Source organism: Paractinoplanes abujensis (assembly GCF_014204895.1).
Taxonomy (GTDB): Bacteria; Actinomycetota; Actinomycetes; order Mycobacteriales; family Micromonosporaceae; genus Actinoplanes; species Actinoplanes abujensis.
Genome location: NZ_JACHMF010000001.1, coordinates 5,710,319 through 5,730,835, shown reverse-complemented (window position 1 = coordinate 5,730,835; position 20,517 = coordinate 5,710,319). Strand labels below are relative to the sequence as shown.

The following is a 20,517-nucleotide window of genomic DNA, read 5'->3' as shown; positions in this document are numbered from 1 at the left end:
CTCGGAGGGCGGGGTGACGGAGTTTTCCGCGCTCGTCAGGTCTCGACGGACCCGTCCCGTGAATTCACCGGTGCAGGCTAAGCCGATCGGCCGATGGCGGCCGGGCCGGCTCGTCGCAGACGCGCGACCCGTTCATCTCTCCGGCGCGCCGCAAAAGGATTCGGGTGTGCCTGTCTTTTCGCTCGATCGCGGGAAACGGAGAATGTCGCCGCGCACGTCCCGGACTCGTCCCTCCGGGATCGGCATAGTGAGAAACCGCCGGAAATGCGCATCATCGGCGCGCATTCAAATACGTTTCAGATGAAGGACTCTTTGTGAAGAAATCGCTAAGGCTGGCAGTCCCGGCCGGCGCCATGATCGCCGCCCTCGGCTTTGTCGCAGCACCTGCCGAGGCGTCACCGGCGTCGAATGCCACGGAGCCCAGCAGGGCAGCGGGAGCGCAAAACAGCCCCGACAAACCCGATCGCAACGTCACCAAGAATGTGACGAACAACCGGCACACGAGCCGCGACAAGAACCTGAGCGTCTTCAACGACCGGCACAAGAGTCGCGACACCAACCGGGTCGTGCGGAACGACGTGCGCACGAGTCACGACACCAACCGGAACGTGACGAACGACCATCACACCAGCCAGGACACGAACTTCACGACCACCCACGACAGGAACTACACGACCAACTACACCACGAACTACAACACCACGAACGACTACGGCACGCACGTCCTGCCGGACCTGAGTTCACTGCCGGTGGCAGGCGCCCTACTACGCTGACGCACCCATCGCACCCCAGGGCTGACCCCACGGGTCAGCCCTGCGCGTTGAAACCGAGCCCGCACCATGCGGATGCTGAGACCGCGCACTCGCGGAAAGACGCAACGACCGCCCACGAAGATTTGAGCGAGTGCGCACCCAGCCACGCACCCAGCACGTCCGGGCATAACACGGGTTTGTGCGGTCAGTGCCCGCGCAGCGCGGCAATCAGCGCGTCCGGCCATCACGTGGGGTTTGGTGAGGCGCAACGCTGCAATCAGCGCGTCCGGCCATTACGTGGGGTTTGGTGAGGCGCAACCATGCAATCAGCGCGACCGGCCGTAACGTGGGTTTTCAGGGAGCTCGGCCCCCTGAGCAGACATGACGAGGGGCCGCGGTCCACGCCTTCCGTGGACACACGACCCCGCCGCTCGTGGAGCTGAGGGGACTCGAACCCCTGACCCCCACACTGCCAGTGTGGTGCGCTACCAGCTGCGCCACAGCCCCTTGCCGTCCCCGGTTCACCCGGGCACGGAGGAAATACTACACACCTCCGGACGCGCCCCGAAGGGACCCCCTCAGTTCGGAGCGGCGAGGGCCGCCCGCGAGCGGAAGGGCCACCGGTTGGCTTTCAGTTCAGGGCCGGGTCCGGGGGGAAGTGGGCCACCGCGGCCAGGATGTCGCCTTGGCGGCGCAGGACCATGGCCCACAGGTCGTCGGGGCGGCTCATGAACGGGTCGCCCGGGAGGGCGTCGAGCAGGAACCACGAGCCGGAGGCGATTTCGTCTTCCAGCTGGCCCGCCGACCAGCCCGAGTAGCCCGCGAAGACCCGGATGCCGGCCACGCTTTCGCGCAAGCGTTCGGGGTCGGCGGACAGGTCGACCGTGCCGACCGCGCCCGACACCTGGTGGAAGCCGGACACCCGCTTCTTCACCTCGGGCCGCGTGCGGGCCAGGCAGATGGCCGATTCGGGCTGCACGGGACCGCCCTCGAAGAGCACGGCGGGATCGCCGGCCAGTTCGCCCCAGCCACCCAGCACGTCGGCCACCGGGACCTCGGTCGCGCGGTTCAGCACCACGCCGAGGGCGCCGCCCGTCTCGTGGGCGACGAGCAACACGACCGTACGGTCGAAGTTCGGATCTTTGAGGGTCGGTGTCGCCACCAGGAGCCGACCGGTCATCGACTCCATCGACCGGCCTCCGATCCGCTGACCCTCGCTATACATACGCCGTCCCCAGCAACGCCATGCTTGGCACATTAGCCCGAGATTCCGGCCCCCGATAAGGTCTGCCCATGAACCCAGCGGCCGAGATCGGTGTCATCGGCGGATCGGGGCTCTACGCCCTCCTGGACGGCGCCTCCGAGCACGTGGTGTCCACGCCCTACGGTGCGCCCTCAGATCCGATCACTGTCGCCCGGGTGGGTGACCGCCGGGTGGCGTTCCTGCCGCGGCACGGGCGAGATCATCGCTTCCCGCCGCACAAGATTCCGTACCGGGCCAATCTCTGGGCGCTGCGCTCGCTGGGTGTTCGGCAGATCGTCGCCCCCTGCGCGGTCGGTGGTCTGCGCCCTGAGCTCGGGCCGGGCACGTTCGTGGTGCCCGACCAGCTGATCGACCGGACGAGCGGGCGGCCGCAGACGTTCTACGACTCCGGCGCCGTGCACGTGAATTTCGCCGACCCGTACTGCCCGGACGGCCGGCGTGTCGTGCTGGCCGCGGCCGAGCCGGTGGCCCCGGTCGACGGCGGCACGATGGTGGTGGTCGAGGGTCCGCGTTTCTCGACCCGGGCCGAGTCGCGCTGGTTCACGGCGATCGGCGGCACGATCGTCAACATGACCGGTCATCCCGAGGCGGTGCTGGCCCGCGAGCTGGGCCTTTGTTACACCTCGATCGCCCTGGTCACCGACCTCGACGCGGGGGTGGAGGGCGAGCACGGGGTCACCCACGAGGAGGTCTTCCGGGTGTTCGGCGAGAACACGGACCGGCTGCGCGGCGTGCTGCTGGAGGCGGTGACCCGGCTGCCGCGTGAGCGCACGTGTCCGTGCGGATCGGCCCTGGACGGCCTCAAGCTGCCGATCGAGCTGCCCTGAGCGGGCTCGCCGGGAAAAGCGCTCGAAAGTGTCGGGGGGTCCCGATAGCGTCCGGGCCATGGACGATCCCGACGGTTACTTCGGCGAAGCAGTAGCCCGGACGTATGACGACGCGGCCGGTGCCGAGTTCGACCCGGTGGTGATCGCCCGCACCGCCGACGTCCTGGCTGATCTGGTCGAAGGGGGCAGCGCGCTCGAGTTCGCCGTCGGGACCGGGCGTGTCGCGGTCCCGCTGGCCGAGCGGGGCGTCACCGTGCGGGGCATCGACCTGTCCCGGGCGATGGTGGCCCGCCTGCAGGCGAAGAGTCCCGCCGTCGAGGCCACGATCGGCGACTTCACGACGACGCGGGTCGAGGGCGAGTTCGGCCTGGTCTACCTCGTCTTCAACACGATCATGAACGTGACTACGCAGGACGCGCAGGTCGAGTGTTTCGCCAACGCCGCCGCGCATCTGCGCCCGGGCGGCCGGTTCCTGGTCGAGGTCATGATCCCCGAGCTGCGCAAGCTTCCGGCGGGCCAGACGGTGGTGCCGTTCACCGTCACGCCGGGGCACTGGGGCTTCGACAGTTACGAGGTGGCCACGCAGCGCATGGCCTCCAACTATGTGACGTTGCACGAGGACGGCCGCGGCGATTTCGCGTCGGTGCCGTTCCGCTATCTGTGGCCGGCCGAGATGGATCTGATGGCGCGGATGGCCGGGTTGCGTCCGGAGCACCGCTGGGATTCGTGGGAGCGCACCCCGTTCACGAATGAGAGCGGCAAGATCATCGCTACGTGGGTCAAGCCATGACCTCGTCGAGGTAGTCGCCGAGCCGCCGCTGCATTTCCTCCGCCGTGAGGTGACCGGCCAACACGTGCACAGTCAGCCCGTCGACCACCGCGTGCAGCCGGCGCGCGGTCGCCTCGGCGTCCCCGTCGGGTGTCAGATAGTGGGCCAGCTGCCGGCACAGGTCGTACATCTGGGCGAAGTGCCTTTTCTGCACCGCGGCCAGCGCCGGATCGCCGAGCCCGAGCGCGAGGAACGAAAACGCGATCTCCGCCTCGGCCTTGCGCGCCTCGTCCACGGGGATGGTCTCCAGCAGGACAGCCATGACCGCTTCCCATACGTCGTCGGGCAGTTGTTTCCGCTCGACGCGCTCGGTGACCTGGTCGATGACCTGTTCGCAGGCGAAGGCCAGGAGTTCACCGCGGGTCTTGAAGTAGTGCCGCAGCGCGCCCGAGGACCAGCCCGATTCGGCGGCGACCGAGCGGATCGACACGTCGGCCACCCCGTCGCGCGCGATGACCCGTCCGACCGCGGCGGCCAGCTCCTGGCGACGTGCGGTGTGATCGACGATTTTTGGCACACCTGATTCTCGCACACTCGTGTTACAAAGGTTATGACACGGATGTGTTAAAACGGGGAGGCAGTCATGATCGTCGCGATCGTCGCGTGCGAGATCGGGTTCTGGGTTCTGCTCGTCGGCGGGCTGGCCGCGCGCTACCTGCTCAAGGCGCGCCGGCTGAGCGCGGTCCTGCTGGTGTCGGTGCCGCTGGTCGACCTGGCGCTGCTGGCGTTCGCAGTGATCGACCTGCGGCGCGGCGGCGAGGCCGCGTTGGCCCACGGGCTCGCCGCCGCCTACCTGGGCGTGTCGGTCGCGTTCGGTCATCGCATGCTGAGCTGGGCCGATCGGCGTTTCGCGCACCGGTTCGCGGGCGGGCCGGCCCCGGTCAAGCTCCCGAAGGCGGGCCGTGAGCGGGCCGCTCATGAGCGCCGCATGTGGCTGCGCCACCTTCTCGCGTACGGGACCGCGGGTTTGATCCTGGGTCTTTTCGCTCTGCTCGTCGGCGACCTGAGCCGGACCGCGGGACTGTGGGGCGTCATGTGGGTGTGGACGATCGTGCTGGTCGTCGACGGGTTCGTCGCGTTCAGCTACACGTTCGCGCGCCGGTCCATCTCGTCGGCGAAGGAGCGCTGAGCCTCCTGCATGATCCGCAGCTCCTCGGGATCCTCGAAGGCGCCGAGGTCGGGCTGCGCGAGGTGGGTCTGCACCCACCAGAGATTGCCGAGCGGGTCACGCAGGCGGCCGGCGCGATCCCCGACGATGCGCGAGGTGAAGATCGGGGTCACCACCTCGGCGCCGGCCGCGATCGCCCGCGCGAACGTCGCGTCGGCATCATCCACATAGACGCACAGCAATGCCGGCATGTCCGGCCAGTGCGGTGCCGCATCGAACGCCATCACCACCGAATTGCCGATAGTGATCTCGGAGTGACCGATTGTGCCGTCCGGATTGAAGACTCTCTGCGCGGGCGCGGTCGCGAAGGTCGTCTCCACGAAAGCGAGAAACCGCTCGGCGCCCTTGGCCGCCACGTAAGGAGTGACCGAGTGCTTACCCTCAGGAATATTCATGGGTCGATCATCGCCGCTCCTGCGGTCATTTTCTGACCGCTGTTGCCTTCCCGCTCGTCGTACGCCAGGGTATTGCTCGCGCTCGACGAAAGGGGCACTCGTGAATCGGCTCTGGAGCCGGATGTCGGTACGCGCTGTGTCGGTCGGACTGCTGGTGGCGGGCCTCATCGGCGGCGTCTACCTGGGCCGGGACTGGCAGGCCGAGCCCACCCGGACGGCCTTTGTGGACGCAACCCAGGCCGACCTCGACTTGCGGCTGCTCAAGCAGCACCAGAGCCAGGCCGCAGCCGCGCGCGCGTGGCAGCGTGAGGCCGAGGGCGCCGCCGCCGCCAAGGCCGCGACCGCCGCCAAGGCCGCCGCCGGCCGGGCCCACAAACTCGAGCAGAAGGTGGCGGCCGACAAGAAGGCCGAGGAGGAGCGGAAGAAGGAAGAGGCGAAGGGCCCCGTCCCGTACGACGGCCCGATTCCCTCCTCGTGCAACGAATACTCCGGAAGCCGCGAGATCGGCTGCGCGCTGATGCTGGAGAAGGGCTTCCCCATCGCCGAGTTCCCCTGCCTCGACAAACTGTGGAAACACGAGAGCGGCTGGAACTACAAAGCCGAGAACAAGAGCTCCGGCGCCTACGGCATTCCGCAGGCCCTGCCCGGCCGCAAGATGGCCTCGGCCGGCGCCGACTGGAAGACCAACCCGGCCACCCAGATCAAGTGGGGCCTGGGCTACGTGAAGGGCCGCTACGACACCCCGTGCGGCGCCTGGCAGTACTTCCAGAACAACGGCCACTACTGAGCCGATTCGTCGCGTCGTCGTGACGCGGTGACGTGAAACCCCGCCTGCGGGCCACGTCGAACGCGTCCACGACACCGCCGGCCGCCGCCACGCGCGGTGTCGACCGGGCCTGCCGCGAACTCCCTGAGCCCGACGGGGGGACGGTCCGCCGCTTCCTGACCGCGGAAAGCGCCGACGCGGCGCGCGTTGACGCAACCATCGGGTTGCTTTAACTTGAGTGGCAACCCGATGGTTGCTACTTGAGGAGGCTGCCCTGTGCGTACCCGGGCCGACCTGACTCTGGCCACGCTGTTCGGCGGCATGTTCGTGATGGGCAGCACCGAGTTGCTCGTCGTCGGGGTGCTCGACCTGATGGCCGCCGACCTGCGTGTCTCCGTTCAGGCGGCCGGCGCGCTGGTGACGGCGTACGCGTTGGGCCTGGCCATCGGGGGGCCGGTGCTCACCGCGCTGACCGTGCGGCTGGACCGGCGCCTGATACTGGCGGCCGCGCTCGCGTTGTTCGCCCTGACCACCCTGCTCGCGATCGTGACCACGAGCACTGCACTGATGCTGGTGGCGCGGACGGTCACCGGCACCCTCCAAGGTGCCTACATCGCCGCGGCGTTCGCCGTGGGTGGTGCGGTGGTTCCGGCCGCCCGCGCGGGGCGGGCGATGGCCGTGGTCATCTCGGGCACGACGGTGTCGGGGGCGCTGGGGGTGCCGCTGGGCACGCTCGCCGGGCAGACGCTGGGCTGGCGGGGCTCGTTCGCCGCCGCGGCCGTCCTCGCGGTCGCCGCTCTGGTCGCCACGCTGCTGCTGGTGCCGTCCGTGCCGGGCGCCGGCGGGGCCGAGGCGCAGGTCAGGCACGCGTTCGCGCCGCCGGTGCTGGCCGTGCTGGCGCTGACCGTACTCGCGTTCGCGTCGGTCTACGCGGCACTGACCTACATCGTTCCGTTCCTGGCCACCGTCACCGGTGTGTCGGGTGGCGCGGTCAGCGTGTTCCTGCTGGCGTACGGGGTGGCCACCGCGGCCGGCTCGTTCGGCGGCGGTCGCTTCGCCGACACGAACGCCGGTCGTGCCCTCGTCGTGGGGACAGTGGGTCTCGCGATCTCGCTGCTGACGTTGTTCGTGTTCGGCGCGGTCGCGTTCGTGGCCGGGGCCGCCGTGCTGGCGTCGGGCCTGTTCGCCATGGGCATGGCGCCGTCCCTGCAGTATCGGGTGGTCAGCCTGGCCGGTCCGGGCGGCTCGTTCGCCCAGTCGCTGCCCGCTTCGGCGGCCAATGTGGGCATCGCGCTCGGGTCGTTGGCCGGTGGGGTGGCGGTCGGTGCCGTCGGCGTCTCCGCGGCCGTGGCGGCCGGTGTGGCCCTCGCCGTGCTGGCCATCCCAGTCGCCGCCGTGTGCAGCCGGCTGCGGCCACCGGCCTCGCCCGCCGCGGATGCGGACTGCAAGACAGGGTCGGGCGGATCGGCTCCTCAGAGTTGGGGGTAGGGGGTCCGCTGAACGGCCCACTGCGTGGCGTCGAAAAGTGTCGTTGAGTGTCCGTGCGGCCGAATTCCGGCGCTTTGGGCGGTAGGGGCAACGATGAACGACGGTGGCGCGCCGCCGCCCGGCGCAGCAGACAAAGCCAACACGTACGGCAATGGCGCGCCGCACGGCAACGACGGGCCGCCCGGTAAAGGCGCGCCGCGTTGGCCGTACGCGGTGCTCGGGCTGGCCGTGCTCGTGCTGGGCGGGGGCGTCTGGACCGCGTACGACCGGGGAATGCTCCTCAAAGACCCGGGCGTGGAAGCCTGCGAGGCGATGCGGGGCGGGTCCACGACCTTCCGGCCCGACCCGGCCCAGGCCAAGACGATGACCGAGGACGAATATCGCCGCGCCCGGCAGGTGTTCGCCGATTCGCGGCACGACGACATCCGCGACCACGGCACCAAAGTGATGGACATCGCCTGGCGCATGTCGCAGCTCGAGGACGACAAGGCCACGCTGCTCTACGTGCAGCCGTTGACCACGCAGGTGCTCGGGCTCGAGTCCGCCTGCGCCGACCAGGGCGTGTTCCTGCCGGTCAAGGCCGCGGAGCCGGCGCCGGCCGAGCAGGCGGCCGCACCCGAGCGGTGCGCCCAGGTCTTCCGCAACGGGCAGCCGATCGCGAAAGCGTTCAACGGCACCTGTGGCGGCGCCACCGGGCAGGTGCAGGTGGTGCCCGCGCTGGGCTGCGTCGACGGCCGGACCCTCTACCGTGTGGCAGCCTCGACGGGGGCCCGCGGCGGCTGGGGTTTCGCGGGCGCGAGATTCCAGGCGGTCGGCGAGGCCACCAATGATCCCGCGTACGCGGCGGCGGTCCGAAGGTGCCTGGGCTGAAGATCCAGTAGCGTCGTCGGTGTGATCATCGTCTTTGATCTGGAGTTCACCACCTGGGACGGTGCGCAGGATCGCGGCTGGTCGGGCCCCGGCGAGTTCCGCGAAATCGTGCAGATCGGTGCGTTGCGGCTCGACGCGTCGACGCTGGCCGTCGAGGGTGAGTTCGACCGGCTGGTCCGCCCGGCCCGCAATCCGCGGCTGTCACCGTTCTTCCAGCAGCTCACCGGCATCAGCCAGGCCGACGTCGACACCCACGGCGTCCCGTTCCTCACGGCCCTCGACGAGTTCATCGATTTTTGCGACAACAACTACGTTCTCTCGTACGGCAACGACATGGTCGTGGTCGGCGAAAACCTCGTGCTGCAGATCCCCGACGATCAGACCCCCCAGCGCGGCCTGCCCCCGTTCCTCAACATCCGCCCGTACGTGAACCGGCTGCTCCCGGCCACCCGCGGCGAATCGGCGGGCCGGCTGTCCCACGCCGCCGGCCTGACCACCACAGTGGACCGCGAGCACAACGCTCTGGCCGACTGCCACTCGATCGCCGAGACACTCCGCCACCTGCGCGAACTCGGCCACCCGCTAATCGACGTCTAGCCGCGTCCGCAGCGCCCGATGCAGGTGGTCGAAGTCCTTGCCACGGTGCATGTCGGGCGTCAGCGTGTTCATGTCACCGAGCACGTCGAGGATTCCGGCAATCGTGTTCCGGATGTTCTCGTACAGATCCAGTGCTTCCCGAATCCCGTGCAGGTTCTCCTGGCCGACGCCGCGCATGGCCTCTTCCAGCTCAGCCTTACGACGTTCCCAATAGGCGACGTACTTGAGCCGGGACAGCGGCTGGAAGATCTCGGCGTCGGCCATGACGATCGGAAACACCCGGTCCGCGAACTCGGGCCGGGCGGCGATCGTCGTCAGCTCGAACATGCAGTTCTCGGACTCCAGGTACGCCTTGTCGAGCACGACGACGACCGCCTTGCCGGCTCCGATCCGCCGCATGAAATCGCGGATCGAGTCGCGGTAGGACATCTCCGTCTTGTCGCGGACGACGGTGACGTCGAGCTCGGTGAGCCGGGCCTGCACGTCGTCGACGATCGCCTCGGCCTCGCCGCCCCACTTGTAGGAGACGAAAACTTCAGGCGTTTCCCGTACGGGCGGCGGCGCGGGGCGGCCGACGGTGAGCGCGGCGGTACGTCGTACGGGATCGGTCGACAACTCGGCCAGCATCGGAACGGGATCGAGCAGCGCGCGGCTGACCCGGCACTGAATGCGATCCCCGGTGTGCGCGAAATCCTCCAGCTCGCCGATCGTGAACATTGCGGGCTCGGCGGACGCCCGGCACACGTCGCAGTGGCAGGGGCGCAGCTTGGCGAAGCGGATCTCCGGAAAGGAACGGTGGATCAGCCCCAGCTCCCGGTTGATCATCGCCAGCAGCACGCGCGGGTCGTCGCCCATGAGCCGGATCCGCAACCGCCGGCGGTGATACTCCTCGATGATCTCGGCCCGGCCCGACTCGTGCGTCAGCACCACTCCGGTCCGCCACACCAGCGAGCCGTCGATCAGGTCGTGCAGCGCGACGATGAGCCGGCGCACGATCCCCTTGGGCATGACGTCGTACTCGTAACGCAGCACCAGGTTGCCCGTGTCGTCCCAGTCGTGTTCCGGCTGCTCGGGGGAGAGCAGCTGCGGGGCAACGTACCTGTGCTCGACCGGGAAGCAGAGCGCGAACTTCACCATCAGCTGGACCAGCTCGGCGTGCATCCCCGCGAAGGTCCGTTCGTGCCAGATGCGCGGCAGGTCGCCGGGACCGAAAACGCCGAGGTTGTCGATCACCCGGTCGTCGTCGAGCACCCGATAGACGGCGCTCGTGCCCCACTCCGGCTTGAGGATGACCGTCTTGCGCAGCAGCGGGTCGTCCTGGAAGAACAGGCAGATGCCGAGGTCGTGCAGGAAGCCGCCGAGCTGCCGGATGTCGTCGTCCCTGGTGAATCCGTTCGCCCGGCAGATCCGAAAGAACTCCTCGTCGCTGATGTAGTCGCGTTCGTCCGCTTCGAGCGCCACCCGCACGTCCCGCCAGGTCTTGGGCAGGCTCGTGCCGATGTGCGGCAGCGACTCCACTTCCTTGCGGATGCGGCCGACCGCCTCCTCGAGGCCGTCGTTGTCGGCGAGGTTGAGACTGACGGTTCCGCAGAGATTCCCGTAGGCCTGGCGCAGGCTCGCCACGTTCAACGCCTGCGCGCGGCCCTGCTTGCGGTTCTGCACGATGATCAATGGACTGCCCCCGCTGAGCAGGTTGACCACGTCGAGCCAGTACTGGAAGTCGGTGTCCTCCTTGCGCTCGTCGCAGACGAGGACGTAGACCGATCGCTTGGTGAGGAAGAACTGGTGGGTGGCGTGGTAGATCTCCTGCCCGCCGAAGTCCCACACGTTGACCCGGAAGTCACGCTGCAGCAGCCGCTCACCGTCGTGGTCGCGCACCCTGATGGCGCTCGGGAACTGCCACGCGCGCACGTCGATGCCTTCGGTCGAGTCCTCCGCGGCATCGAGGCGATACGTGGGATCAAGGATTTTCTTGGTCAGCGATGTCTTGCCCGCGCCGGCCTCGCCGATGATCAGTAACTTGGCCTCCGCCAAGTAGTCGACTCCGGCTTGCTTCTCCTGCAGCCAGTAACTCTTGATGGCTTCAAGGCCCTGTCGCGCCACCTCGGGCGGGGGAACAACAAGCGTGTCGGGAATCGAATCGTGATGCTGCTGGTCGTCATATGCGAAGACGAGCCGGGCGAGGTTGTCGAGCCGAAGGATTTGCGAGGAGATCTCCTCGAGCGGACAGCGACGCACGATCAACTCGATAAGCGACGAGAGGTCCCAAACCACGTCCGGGATGCGCGTGAAGTCGTTGCCCTGGATATTGAGGGACGTCAAGCTTCGGGCCTGACTCAGGGCGGTGGGGAGGTCAGTCATTCGGTTGAACGAAAGATCGAGGCTACGTAACGACCTGAGATCAAAGATCCAGTCAGGCCACGACTCGGGCCACAGACCACCCAGCGTCAGATCGGTGAGGCCAGACATCGCCCGGACGGGCTCGGGCACACGCCTGAGGGGACAGCCGAAGAAGGAGAGCTTCCGGAGACCCGGAAGTGCCGCCAACAAGCGGTCGATGTTGGCTTCCAGCCAGGGGACGTGCTCCCAGTGCGAGAGTTGCTGTTCGTGATCTGGCCGATCTCCCCAGACGACCTGCCCCACCTCGAGGGAGGACAGCGCCAGCTCTCCGCCCTCAGCGAAGGCCAGTAGATGGTGAAGCGCCGCCGCGCTTGTGTCCTCACTGATGTCAACGGCTTCCAGTGAGGCGGCGTCGATTCCCCGAGCGAAACGCAGCACCGAATCGGCGTCGAGGCCCCAGCGGACAGGCAACTCGACCGGAAGCGACGTCGGGCTGTATCCGCGAGCATCCACCTGTGTGAGATGAGGAAGCTCGCCAAGCCAATCGGGTATCGCGATCGGCTGTCGATCCGGCATGGCGATTTCGTCGCTGGTCAGCACGCGAACCTGACTCAGATGACTGACGGTCTTGGGCACACCGTGGATTTCGGCGAGCGCGAGCAGCAACCCGAGTGCCAGCGAATCGGAGCGCCCCTCATCGACCGCCTGAAGGTCGGCCTCCGACCAGAAGCCGAAGATCCCGTCCGAGGCGTTGGGGGAATGCCACCAAGGTGTCACGGAGAGACCCTAACTGCGGGGTCTGACACGTGGCAGGTCCTGATCGGACGATGCTTCAGCTGACCAGGGGGAGCGTGAAGACCATGCGGGCGCCGCCTTCGTCGCCGTTCGTGGCTTCGATCGTGCCGCCGTGGCGTTCGACGATGCGTTTGCAGATGGCCAGGCCCAGGCCTGTTCCGGCGTAGCCCTGGGCGACGTGCGCGCGGTGGAAGTTCTGGAAGATGGCCTCGTGCTGGCCCATCGGGATGCCGATCCCGTTGTCCGTCACCGAGATGCGGACGAAGCCGTCGCCGGCGACTTTGGCTCGGATGACGATCTGCGGCACCACCCCGGGGGCCGTGTATTTGATCGCGTTGCCGATCAGGTTCTCCAGCAGTTGGCGGGTCAGCACCGGGTCGGCCCGCACCAGCGTCAGGTCTTCCAGGTCGAAGCGGGGCATGGGCGCGCCGATGCTGGCCGCGTGGTCGAGCCGGCCGGTGGCGATGTCGCGGACCACCGCGTCCAGGTCGACGGGGGCCGGGTCGAGGCCGGCGTCGCGCGCGGTCGTGTAGGCCAGCAGGCCGTCGATCAGGCTGCGCATGCGTCCGGCGGCGCGGCGGATGCGGGTCACGCTGTCCACGGCGAAGTCGTTGTCCTCGTCGACCTCGCCGGCCAGCACCTCCGACCAGCCTTCGATGGTGGCCAGCGGGTTCATCAGGTCGTGGGCGACCACGCCGGCGAACGAGGTGAGTTCGTCGCGGTGCCGCCGGTCGGCTGTCACGTCGTGGAAGACGACGAGCGCCTCCCGGCTGTTGGGCAGCACGCTCCCGCTGACATGGATCATCCGGCCGCCGGGGTTGGCCGCGTTGCGGACCATCAGGTCGGTCGGCTCGTACGAACCGGCCAGGATGCGGCGGTGGGGCCTGTCCTGCTCGGGCAGCGGCGAGCCGTCGGCCCGGTACAGGCCGTAGAAGCTCGCCTCCTGCAGGCGCGCGGTGCCGCCGGTCACGCCGATGAGCCGGCGCGCGGCCGCGTTGGCCAGGCGGTAGTGGCCCTGCTCGTCGATGACGACCAGGCCCTCCTGCATCGAGTCGATGATCGTGGCCATGGTGGTGGCCTGTTCGACCGCCGCTTCTTCGGAGGCGCGCAGCCGGGCCACCAGCGCGTTGCGCTCGTCGCGGCCCAAAGCCAGCACCAGGCCGACGACGGCCAGGGTGGCCACGAAGAACTGCGCCACGAGGGCCCGCAACGGGTGCGACTCGATGGCCGCGAACGGGCCGGTGCCGTTGAGCGTGAAGATGATGGTGGCCCCGCCGAAGGCCAGCGAGTGCAGCATCACGTACGAGGTGCGCAGCCGGACGCCGGCCCACACGGTGAGCGTGATCAGGCTGAACGCCACCGGCAGCCCGTGGGTGATGCCGAAGACCAGCAGATAGGCCAGGGCCGAGGCCGCGGCCACGCCGATGTGCTCGATGCGGCAGGGCGCGCCCAGGCCGGTCCAGCGCTGCCACAGGCGGCGGGGCCGCAGCAGCAGGTGCAGGGCCATCCCGACGACCACGACGCTGACGGTGTTGCGGGCCAGCCACACGACCGCGGACTCGGGTGAGAACGCGCCGTGCACCGTCCACAGGCCCACCGCGCCCAGGCCCGCCCCGGCCGCGCTGCTCAGCACCGCGGCCAGCAGGAGACGCCACAGCTCGGGGATGCGCGTGAGGCCGTCGGGCCGCCACAGCGTGGGCAGCCAGCGCCGCAGCAGCCAGACCAGGGCGTACGCCTGGAGCAGGTTGGCCGCCGCGAAGAAGCCCGCCATCGCCGGGCCGGAGCCGGTCGCCAGGTTGACGCCGATGGTGATGGCGACCAGGGCCACCGGGTCGGCCCAGCGCCACGGGGTGCGCGGCCGGGCGGCGAACCAGACCGCCAGCACCCCCGCCGCCGGCCAGACCAGGCTCAGGTTGGTCTGGTCGAGCACGGTCAGCCGGCCCGCGTACGTGGCGATCACGTACAGCGCGGCGAAACCGAGCGTGCGCAGCAGGGGAGACACAAAGTGACGTTCGGCATTCGCCGTCCCCGCCTGAGAATCCGAGGTCACCGACCTGCGGAAAGCAGCAGCCAGCTGACCCGGCGCATCATTTCGCGCGTGCTGAAGGGCTTGGGCAGGTAGTCGTCGGCGCCCGCGGAGAAGCCGAGTTCGAGGTCGGTGGGGCGGCCGTTGCCGCTGATCATCAGTACGGGGATCTCGGCCGTGGCCGGGCTCGCGTGCAGCCGGTTGCAGACGGTCAGACCGTCGATCTGCGGCATCGTGACGTCCAGGATGATCACGCGGGGCCGGCGTTCGATGGCCAGGTTGAGCGCGGACCGGCCGTTGTCGGCGGTCATCGTGCGGTAGCCGGCCACCTGCAGGCGGTATTCGATGACGTCGCGCACGTCGTCATCGTCGTCGGCGATGAGCACGCTGGGCGACAGGGGAGCCGTGATCGGTCCGGAGGACATCGCGCGGGTGAAGGCATCGGATTCCGTCGGCGGGGCGAGAAGCGCGGTCATTTCTGTCTACCTCCTGGTTCGGGAAACGGCTCGTGGGTCTCGGCGGTTCAGTCGCGGGTCAGCCCGCGGGCGGCGATCAGCTCGCGCAGCTCGGCTACCAGCCGCCTGGGGGACAACGGTTTGGGCAGGTAGCGGTCGGCGCCGGAGCTCAGGCCGGCGTCGATGTCGAACATGTGGGTGTGCGACGAGATCATGAGGATCGCGGTGTCGCGGGAGGCCGGGTCGCGCCGGGCCAGCTGGCACAGTTCCATGCCGTTGAGGGCGGGCATCCGGACGTCGGTGATGAGGGCGATCGGGCGGGCGACGGTGAGAATGCGGGCCGCGGTGTGTCCGTCCTTGGCCGCCACGGCCCGGAACCCGGCGGATTCCAGGGTGACGGTCAGCAGGTCGCGGATGTCGGGGTCGTCCTCGGCGACGAGGACCAGATCGGGGGTCACGATCCGCCCATCGGCGCGGCCGGTGTCCGCGCGAGGAAGATCACGGTTGCGGGCGGGTTGCGAATTCGCCGGGCGCGAAAAGGTCTGGGCAATGCGGACAGGTCCGGGTGAGGATCGGGCGCATGGTCACCTTCGCGCTGCAAGCCCTGCCCGACACCGCCGCCGGTTGGCTGGACACCGCCCGCCGGGCCGAGGAGGCCGGTTTCGAGTCGCTCTACGTGGCGGACCACCCGGGTTCGTGTGCCGCCCCGTTCGTCGCGCTGGCCGCGGCGGCCGCGGTGACCTCACGCATCCGTCTGGGCTCGTACGTCACGAACGCCGGCGTGCGGGAGCCGATGCTGATCGCCGTGGACGTGGCCACGCTCGACGTCGTCTCGGACGGCCGGGCCGTGCTGGGGCTGGGCGCCGGGCACACGCCGGCCGAGTGGGCCGCGGTGGGCCGGGTGCGGCCCGCCGTACGGGGGCGGATCGACCACTGCATCGCGGTGGCCGAGGCGGCCACCCGCATGCTCGCCGGGGAGGGCCTGGAGCGGCCCCGGCCCGTACAGGAAAAGGTGCCTCTGCTCATCGGGGGCGGCAACACGCGGCTGCTGCGCTGGGCGGCCTCGCACGCCGACCTGATCGGGTTGTCGGGGCTGGGCCGCACGTTGGACGACGGGCACTCGCACGAGACGAGGTGGCGCCGCGAGCAAGTGGACGCGCAGGTCGAGCTGTGCGGCGGGATCCCGGTGGAGGCGCTGGTGCAGCGGTTCGAGGTGACCGACGACGCCGGTGCCGCCTACTCCGCGTACGCGAAAGAGGTCGACGCCGACGAGGACGATCTGATCGCCTGCCCGTACGTGCTGGCCGGGACGCTCGACGAGATCGCGGCCAAGCTGCGTGACCTGGAAAGCCGGTGGGGAATCACCCGCTTCGCCGTGCGCCGGCCGGCCCTCGACGGAGTGGCCGAGCTGCTACGCACTCACTGATCGACGAAGAGTTCGCGCTCGACCTGCGTGCGGTAGTCGACGTATATCTGCCGGTAGCGTGCCAGCGCGCCCTTGCGGTCGCCCTCCTCGAGCAGTTGCAGGATCGCGTCGTGGCCGGAGATCCAGCTGTTCCAGAGGTCGCTCTCGGCGGTCATGGCGAGGATTCGCATCGTGCGCGCGACCACCAGGTCCACCATGGACTGCAGCTCACGGTTGCCGCTGGCCAGGATGATGATCGTGCTGAAGTCGGCCCCGGCCGCACCGGCCGCGAGCACGTTGCCCGCGGCCAGGGCGTCGATGAACTCCTTCTGCCGCTGGCGCAGCAGCCCGATGTGGGTGTCGGTCAGGTTGTCGACCCCCCACTCGAAACCGGCGCAGGCCAGCACGCTCATCACGTCTATCAGCTCGAGCGCGTTCTTCTGGGTGACCTTGGTGACGTGCCGGGTGCGGTTGGGCGCGATGTCGATCAGGCCCTCGACGCTGAGCTGGGCAATAGCCTCGCGTACGGGGGTGATGCTGACTCCCAGCCGCGCAGCGAGCTCGGCGTCCTTGATGAGCGTGCCCGGGGGCAGCTCGCCGGTGACGATCTCGTTGCGCAGCTGGCGGACGACCGCTGCGGTACGGGTCGGTGGGACCGCGTAAGACATACGGGCAGCGTACTCAGGGTGACAATGGAGTGTCGTCCCACCCGCCGGTGTTCACCCGCGCGCCGGTGGGCCCGAGGTCAGCCCGCGATCCGGCAGCGGTCGGTGCGGTCCGACTTGGCGCTGTCGGCCAACTCCGAGGTGGTGCAGAAGGCGGTCAGCGTCAGGCTCGCGGAGACCTGCGCCTCGTCCTCGCCGGCACCGAGGTTGATGGTGCTGACGAGCACCGCCCGCGGCTGGATCTGCTGCATCTGGGTCAGGAACCGGCTCATGTTGGCGGCCGTGCCGCTCGCGGTCACCGCCAGGGGCATCTCGGCCGCCGTGGCCACGGTCCCCGACTGGAGGGTGGTGCCGGCCGACAGGACGGTCACCTCGACGCCGCTGCGGGTGCCCGCGTCCTTGAGGGAGCGGATGAAGGCCGGCTGACCGTACGTCTCGGGCAGGTTCTTCACAAGCGTGTCGAGCTGCGCCTGGTAGGTGGTCTTCTTCGCGTCCTGCTCCTTGAGCGCGGCCACGTCCTTCTTCAGCTTGGTGAGCTGGATGACGGTGTCGTCGGCCTCGGTCTGCACGGTGTCGGCCTCGGCGAACTTGGGCGAGATGGCGAGCAGCCAGGCCGCCGCCACGATGATCACGATGGCTACGATCCCGCCGATGAGCCAGATCCGGTCGGTGCGACGGGCGTCCATCAGTTCCCTCCGGTGGCGGCGCAGGCCGTGGTGAAGCGGCCGCACAGCGCGGCCGACGTGACCTTGACGGAGAGGGCGTAGTCCCACTTCTCCTCGCCGTTCTTGGACACGCTGGTCACGTACGGGTCGGCGAAGCCCTTGAGGCCGGCCAGCTTGTCGACGAACACGGCGACGTCGGTCTTGTCGGGCGCCTGGCCGGTCAGATTGATCATGGCTACCGTCCGCTCGGTGGCCGCGGCCGCTTTGCCGTCGGCGGCCGGGGCGGCGGCGTCCAGGACGACGTTGGCCCCCATGTCCTTGACCGTGACGTTGGCGGCCGCGGCGGTGCTGCGCAGGGTGTCGGTGGTCTTGGCCCAGGGCAGGTCGTTGGCCATCAGCGTCTTGAGGTCGGCCTTGACCTGATCCCGGTCGGAGATGATGCCGGTGACGCCCGCGTACTTCTTCTTGTCGTTCTGCGCCTTGGCGACAGAGTCGGTGGCCGACGTCAGGTTCTCGGTCGCGCTGTCGAGGTTCTGTACGGCGTAGACGTACCAGCCGCCGAGGCCCGCGATCACCGCGAGCACGGTGGCGATCAGCAGGCTGCGGGTACGCCGCGCGTTGCGGCCCGCGGTGATCTCGTCGGGCAGCAGGTTGGCCCGGATCGCCAGGACGCGTGACGCCTGGGCCGGTGAGACGGCCGGGTCGACCGGCATCAGGGAGGTTTGCGTCGTGGTCATCAGGCTGCCGCTCCCAGGGTCAGGCCGATCGACACCGCGGCCGAGGGCACGAAGCTGTCGAAGCCGCGTTCGCGGCCCTTGCGCGTGTCCCGCAGCCGGCTGGCGCCGTCGGCGTACATGACGGTGATCCGCAGTTCGTTCTGGAGGTGCTCGGCCAGGCCGGGCATCAGCGCGCTGCCGCCGCAGAGCGCGAGCCGGGTCACCTGCTTCTGCCGCTCACCCGAGGCGAGGTAGGTGAAGGAGCTGCGCAGCTCGCTGACCAGCGGGCGGACCGCCTCCTCGGCGGCCTGCACACCGTCCTCGCGGCCGTCGCCGTGCAGGCCGTACCGGCACTTGAGCTCCTCGGCCTCGGGCAGCGGGATGCCCAGGCGGGACGCGATGCTGTCGGTGATCTCCTGGCCGCCGCGGGGCACGGTCCGTACGATCAGCGGTTCGCCGTCGGCGTGCACGACCACGCTGGTCACGTCGAGCCCGATGTCGACGATCGCCTCGACCTGGGCGTCCAGCCGGGAGGCGGCGCGCAGCAGGGCGAACGAGGCCAGGTCGACCGCCTTGACGTGCAGGCCGGCCTTCTCGACCGCGTGCACCGAGCTCATCACCGCCTCCTTGGGCATGGCGATGAGCAGACCCCGTACGGTCGGGTTGTCGCCCGGGTCCTCCAGCGGGTAGAAGTCCAGCAGCGAGCGCTCGACGGCCAGCGGCAGCGCGTCCTTGACCTGGAACGGCAGGGCCTGGCGCATCTCCTTGGCGGGCAGGTTGGAGACCGACATCTCGCGCACCACCAGCTGCGGGTTGGTCACGCCGATGCTGACGTTCTTGGTGCCGAACTTGCAGGCCGCCCAGAGCTGCTTGAGGGCCGAGGTGACCATCACCTGGTCCTGCACGACGCCGCCGTGCACCGCGCCGGGCGGCAGCGGCACCTGGCCGAAGTTGGACAGCGAGTAGTCGTCCTTGCCGCGGCGGACCTCGACGGCACGGATGGAGGACGTGCCGATGTCCAGGCCGATCGGGGTGACGCCAGCCATCGGTTTCCTTCCTTGCAGGGGAGTGGGGGTGGTCAGACGGTGGGCACGAGCAGCGACGAGTACCACTGCGCGATGGGGGCGCCGGCGAAGACCGCGAGGAAGGCGCCGGCGAGCATGTAGGGACCGAACGGGATACGGGTCTTGCGGTTGGCCCGGCGCAGCAGCATCAGCGCGGCGCCGACGACCCCGCCGAACAGGAACGCCGAGAACGCGCCGATCGCCACCGAGCTCCAGCCCAGCCAGCCCAGGTAGAAGCCGATCAGCGGGCTGAGCTTGAGGTCGCCGCCGCCCATCCCGCGCGGCAACGCGGCCAGGATGAAGTAGCCGACGTAGAGCACGGCCGCCGCCAGCAGGGCCCGGCCGGCCGCCGACCAGGTGCCCGCCGCGATCACCGCGGGGGCCATGAGAGCCAGGGCCACCGCGTACGAGGGCAGGACGATCTTGTCGGGGAGACGCATGACGTCGAGGTCGATCGCGGCCAAGGCCACCGAGATCGCCGCCAGGTAGAGGTAGGCCGGCAGCTCCCAGGAGAGGCCGAACCGGGCCGCCACCGCGACGAACAGGACGGCGGTGCCGGCCTCGACGAGCGGGTAGCGGGCGCTGATCGGGGCCCGGCAGTCGGCGCACCGGCCGCGCAGCAGCAGCCAGCCCAGCACCGGGATGTTGTGCCGGTTGCGGATCTCGACCCCGCAGGCCGGGCAGTGCGAGCGCGGATGGACCAGCGACTCGTCCCGCGGCACGCGATAGATGACCACGTTGAGGAACGAGCCCACGGCGAGGCCGAGCAGGGCGACGGCGACGAGCATCACCGGCATCGCGTTCCTCCTCGGCCTCGACGGGACGGACCGGGCGGCGCCGCGATGGGCGCCACCCGGGTCGGATTGCTTACGTGCAGGTCGTCACGCTGGGGCTGGCGCTGGTGAGCGCCTTGACCGAACCGCCGACCGAGCTGTCGTAGACGTAGACCTTGCCGCTGCCGCCGCCGTTCGTGGCACAGACCAGGTAGCTGGACGCGGTCTGGTTGGGGGCGGTGCCGGTCACGGTCGGGATGTAGGTCAGCTCCGACTTGTCCGACAGCGTGATCCAGCCGGGGGAGCCGGCGGTCTGGGCGCCGGTGGTGTTCAGGCTGAAGCTGGCCTTCTGGTTCTTCAGCGTGGTCGCCGTCGGGTACGAGTTGCCGTTGTCGGTGTACCACTGCTCGATCGTGCTCACCGCGCCGCGCAGGTCGGACTGCGCCGACTTGTCGGCTGCACCCTTGCGGTAGTTCAGGTAGACCGGCACGGCGATCGCGACCAGCACACCGATGATGACCACGACCACGAGGAGCTCGATGAGCGTGAAGCCCTCATCGTCCTTCTTGTTTCGCAGCCGGTTGATTGCTTCCTGCATTGGGGGTGCCTCCATGGGGCGTCAAGGTGGGGCGGGCGGGTGGTGCCGGGCGGGGGGCC

General features: G+C 69.2%; 22 protein-coding genes and 1 tRNA gene. 9 read left to right on the top strand and 14 right to left on the bottom strand.

Annotated features, from left to right (window positions below; all coding sequences use genetic code 11):
* Positions 1 to 482: 482 nt before the first annotated feature.
* Entirely contained in the window at positions 483 to 773 is a 291-nt protein-coding gene (locus BKA14_RS26095; RefSeq protein ID WP_184953484.1) for a hypothetical protein, read from the top strand.
* Positions 774 to 1,186: 413 nt separating this feature from the next.
* Here the strand turns inward: BKA14_RS26095 and BKA14_RS26090 are convergent.
* Together BKA14_RS26090 and BKA14_RS26085 are read right to left on the bottom strand one after the other, a co-directional pair.
* Positions 1,187 to 1,259 (bottom strand) — tRNA-Ala (locus tag BKA14_RS26090).
* A 124-nt stretch (positions 1,260 to 1,383) separates the two neighbouring features.
* Positions 1,384 to 1,977: a YqgE/AlgH family protein gene (locus BKA14_RS26085; RefSeq protein ID WP_184953483.1), complete on the bottom strand. Its 594-nt coding sequence runs from the start codon at positions 1,975 to 1,977 to the stop codon at positions 1,384 to 1,386.
* 68 nt (positions 1,978 to 2,045) lie between these two features.
* Between BKA14_RS26085 and BKA14_RS26080 the strand changes: the two genes are divergently transcribed.
* Both BKA14_RS26080 and BKA14_RS26075 read left to right on the top strand, forming a co-directional pair.
* Positions 2,046 to 2,843, top strand: a complete 798-nt coding sequence (locus tag BKA14_RS26080) for an S-methyl-5'-thioadenosine phosphorylase (protein WP_184953482.1) — start codon at positions 2,046 to 2,048, stop codon at positions 2,841 to 2,843.
* 58 nt (positions 2,844 to 2,901) lie between these two features.
* Complete coding sequence (locus BKA14_RS26075) at positions 2,902 to 3,633, top strand: class I SAM-dependent methyltransferase (protein ID WP_184953481.1); 732 nt, start codon at positions 2,902 to 2,904, stop codon at positions 3,631 to 3,633.
* On the opposite strand, the gene BKA14_RS26070 is transcribed toward BKA14_RS26075, so the two are convergent.
* Positions 3,623 to 4,189, bottom strand: a complete 567-nt coding sequence (locus BKA14_RS26070) for a TetR/AcrR family transcriptional regulator (protein WP_184953480.1) — start codon at positions 4,187 to 4,189, stop codon at positions 3,623 to 3,625. The genes BKA14_RS26075 and BKA14_RS26070 overlap by 11 nt on opposite strands.
* A 66-nt stretch (positions 4,190 to 4,255) precedes the next feature.
* Here BKA14_RS26070 and BKA14_RS26065 point away from each other — a divergent pair, with 66 nt between their 5' ends.
* Positions 4,256 to 4,801, top strand: coding sequence for a hypothetical protein (locus tag BKA14_RS26065; RefSeq protein ID WP_184953479.1), 546 nt, complete (start codon positions 4,256 to 4,258; stop codon positions 4,799 to 4,801).
* On the opposite strand, the gene BKA14_RS26060 is transcribed toward BKA14_RS26065, so the two are convergent.
* Positions 4,756 to 5,196, bottom strand: a complete 441-nt coding sequence (locus tag BKA14_RS26060) for a VOC family protein (RefSeq protein WP_184953478.1) — start codon at positions 5,194 to 5,196, stop codon at positions 4,756 to 4,758. The genes BKA14_RS26065 and BKA14_RS26060 overlap by 46 nt on opposite strands.
* Positions 5,197 to 5,335: 139 nt before the next feature.
* Between BKA14_RS26060 and BKA14_RS26055 the strand changes: the two genes are divergently transcribed.
* The 4 genes from BKA14_RS26055 to BKA14_RS26040 all read left to right on the top strand — a co-directional run bounded on the left by BKA14_RS26055 (position 5,336) and on the right by BKA14_RS26040 (position 8,956).
* Complete coding sequence (locus tag BKA14_RS26055; protein ID WP_184953477.1) at positions 5,336 to 6,022, top strand: aggregation-promoting factor C-terminal-like domain-containing protein; 687 nt, start codon at positions 5,336 to 5,338, stop codon at positions 6,020 to 6,022.
* A 255-nt stretch (positions 6,023 to 6,277) separates the two neighbouring features.
* On the top strand, positions 6,278 to 7,489 hold the full coding sequence (locus tag BKA14_RS26050; RefSeq protein WP_203722732.1) for an MFS transporter: 1,212 nt from the start codon (positions 6,278 to 6,280) through the stop codon (positions 7,487 to 7,489).
* Positions 7,490 to 7,582: 93 nt separating this feature from the next.
* Positions 7,583 to 8,359: a hypothetical protein gene (locus tag BKA14_RS26045; RefSeq protein ID WP_184953476.1), complete on the top strand. Its 777-nt coding sequence runs from the start codon at positions 7,583 to 7,585 to the stop codon at positions 8,357 to 8,359.
* A 21-nt stretch (positions 8,360 to 8,380) separates the two neighbouring features.
* A complete protein-coding gene (locus BKA14_RS26040; protein WP_184953475.1) occupies positions 8,381 to 8,956 on the top strand; it encodes a 3'-5' exonuclease in 576 nt (191 codons plus the stop codon).
* On the opposite strand, the gene BKA14_RS26035 is transcribed toward BKA14_RS26040, so the two are convergent.
* Genes BKA14_RS26035 through BKA14_RS26020 form a run of 4 tightly spaced genes read right to left on the bottom strand, consistent with a single transcriptional unit; the run spans position 8,942 to position 15,030 of the window.
* Entirely contained in the window at positions 8,942 to 12,073 is a 3,132-nt protein-coding gene (locus BKA14_RS26035; RefSeq protein ID WP_184953474.1) for a COR domain-containing protein, read from the bottom strand. The two genes, BKA14_RS26040 and BKA14_RS26035, sit on opposite strands and share 15 nt — an antisense overlap.
* 55 nt (positions 12,074 to 12,128) lie before the next feature.
* Positions 12,129 to 14,093, bottom strand: coding sequence for a sensor histidine kinase (locus BKA14_RS26030; protein ID WP_203722730.1), 1,965 nt, complete (start codon positions 14,091 to 14,093; stop codon positions 12,129 to 12,131).
* Between the two features lie 44 nt (positions 14,094 to 14,137).
* Entirely contained in the window at positions 14,138 to 14,593 is a 456-nt protein-coding gene (locus tag BKA14_RS26025) for a response regulator (protein WP_184953473.1), read from the bottom strand.
* A gap of 47 nt (positions 14,594 to 14,640) precedes the next feature.
* A complete protein-coding gene (locus BKA14_RS26020; protein WP_184953472.1) occupies positions 14,641 to 15,030 on the bottom strand; it encodes a response regulator transcription factor in 390 nt (129 codons plus the stop codon).
* 122 nt (positions 15,031 to 15,152) lie between these two features.
* On the opposite strand from BKA14_RS26020, the gene BKA14_RS26015 reads away from it, so the two are divergent.
* On the top strand, positions 15,153 to 15,998 hold the full coding sequence (locus BKA14_RS26015) for an LLM class flavin-dependent oxidoreductase (protein ID WP_184953471.1): 846 nt from the start codon (positions 15,153 to 15,155) through the stop codon (positions 15,996 to 15,998).
* Here BKA14_RS26015 and BKA14_RS26010 read toward each other — a convergent pair.
* The 6 genes from BKA14_RS26010 to BKA14_RS25985 all read right to left on the bottom strand — a co-directional run bounded on the left by BKA14_RS26010 (position 15,992) and on the right by BKA14_RS25985 (position 20,473).
* Positions 15,992 to 16,645, bottom strand: a complete 654-nt coding sequence (locus tag BKA14_RS26010) for a GntR family transcriptional regulator (RefSeq protein ID WP_184953470.1) — start codon at positions 16,643 to 16,645, stop codon at positions 15,992 to 15,994. The genes BKA14_RS26015 and BKA14_RS26010 overlap by 7 nt on opposite strands.
* Before the next feature lie 77 nt (positions 16,646 to 16,722).
* Positions 16,723 to 17,328, bottom strand: coding sequence for a type IV pilus inner membrane component PilO (locus BKA14_RS26005; protein WP_184953469.1), 606 nt, complete (start codon positions 17,326 to 17,328; stop codon positions 16,723 to 16,725).
* Entirely contained in the window at positions 17,328 to 18,044 is a 717-nt protein-coding gene (locus BKA14_RS26000) for a PilN domain-containing protein (RefSeq protein WP_184953468.1), read from the bottom strand. Before BKA14_RS26000 ends, BKA14_RS26005 begins: the two co-directional genes overlap by 1 nt.
* Entirely contained in the window at positions 18,044 to 19,069 is a 1,026-nt protein-coding gene (pilM, locus tag BKA14_RS25995; protein WP_184953467.1) for a type IV pilus assembly protein PilM, read from the bottom strand. The genes BKA14_RS26000 and pilM overlap by 1 nt, the downstream gene beginning before the upstream one ends.
* Positions 19,070 to 19,101: 32 nt before the next feature.
* Positions 19,102 to 19,884, bottom strand: a complete 783-nt coding sequence (locus tag BKA14_RS25990) for a prepilin peptidase (protein ID WP_184953466.1) — start codon at positions 19,882 to 19,884, stop codon at positions 19,102 to 19,104.
* 70 nt (positions 19,885 to 19,954) lie between these two features.
* Positions 19,955 to 20,473, bottom strand: coding sequence for a prepilin-type N-terminal cleavage/methylation domain-containing protein (locus tag BKA14_RS25985; protein ID WP_275412403.1), 519 nt, complete (start codon positions 20,471 to 20,473; stop codon positions 19,955 to 19,957).
* Positions 20,474 to 20,517 lie beyond the last annotated feature (44 nt).

Bases quoted from the DNA above. Each gene is read 5' to 3' on its own strand.
- BKA14_RS26085 (WP_184953483.1), bottom strand. From the start codon at position 1,977: ATGTATAGCGAGGGTCAGCGGATCGGAGGCCGGTCGATGGAGTCGATG.
- BKA14_RS26080 (WP_184953482.1), top strand. From the start codon at position 2,046: ATGAACCCAGCGGCCGAGATCGGTGTCATCGGCGGATCGGGGCTCTAC.
- BKA14_RS26075 (WP_184953481.1), top strand. From the start codon at position 2,902: ATGGACGATCCCGACGGTTACTTCGGCGAAGCAGTAGCCCGGACGTAT.
- BKA14_RS26065 (WP_184953479.1), top strand. From the start codon at position 4,256: ATGATCGTCGCGATCGTCGCGTGCGAGATCGGGTTCTGGGTTCTGCTC.
- BKA14_RS26045 (WP_184953476.1), top strand. From the start codon at position 7,583: ATGAACGACGGTGGCGCGCCGCCGCCCGGCGCAGCAGACAAAGCCAAC.
- BKA14_RS26025 (WP_184953473.1), bottom strand. From the start codon at position 14,593: ATGACCGCGCTTCTCGCCCCGCCGACGGAATCCGATGCCTTCACCCGC.
- BKA14_RS26015 (WP_184953471.1), top strand. From the start codon at position 15,153: ATGGTCACCTTCGCGCTGCAAGCCCTGCCCGACACCGCCGCCGGTTGG.
- BKA14_RS26010 (WP_184953470.1), bottom strand. From the start codon at position 16,645: ATGTCTTACGCGGTCCCACCGACCCGTACCGCAGCGGTCGTCCGCCAG.
- BKA14_RS26005 (WP_184953469.1), bottom strand. From the start codon at position 17,328: ATGGACGCCCGTCGCACCGACCGGATCTGGCTCATCGGCGGGATCGTA.
- BKA14_RS26000 (WP_184953468.1), bottom strand. From the start codon at position 18,044: ATGACCACGACGCAAACCTCCCTGATGCCGGTCGACCCGGCCGTCTCA.
- pilM (WP_184953467.1), bottom strand. From the start codon at position 19,069: ATGGCTGGCGTCACCCCGATCGGCCTGGACATCGGCACGTCCTCCATC.
- BKA14_RS25990 (WP_184953466.1), bottom strand. From the start codon at position 19,884: ATGCCGGTGATGCTCGTCGCCGTCGCCCTGCTCGGCCTCGCCGTGGGC.
- BKA14_RS25985 (WP_275412403.1), bottom strand. From the start codon at position 20,473: ATGGAGGCACCCCCAATGCAGGAAGCAATCAACCGGCTGCGAAACAAG.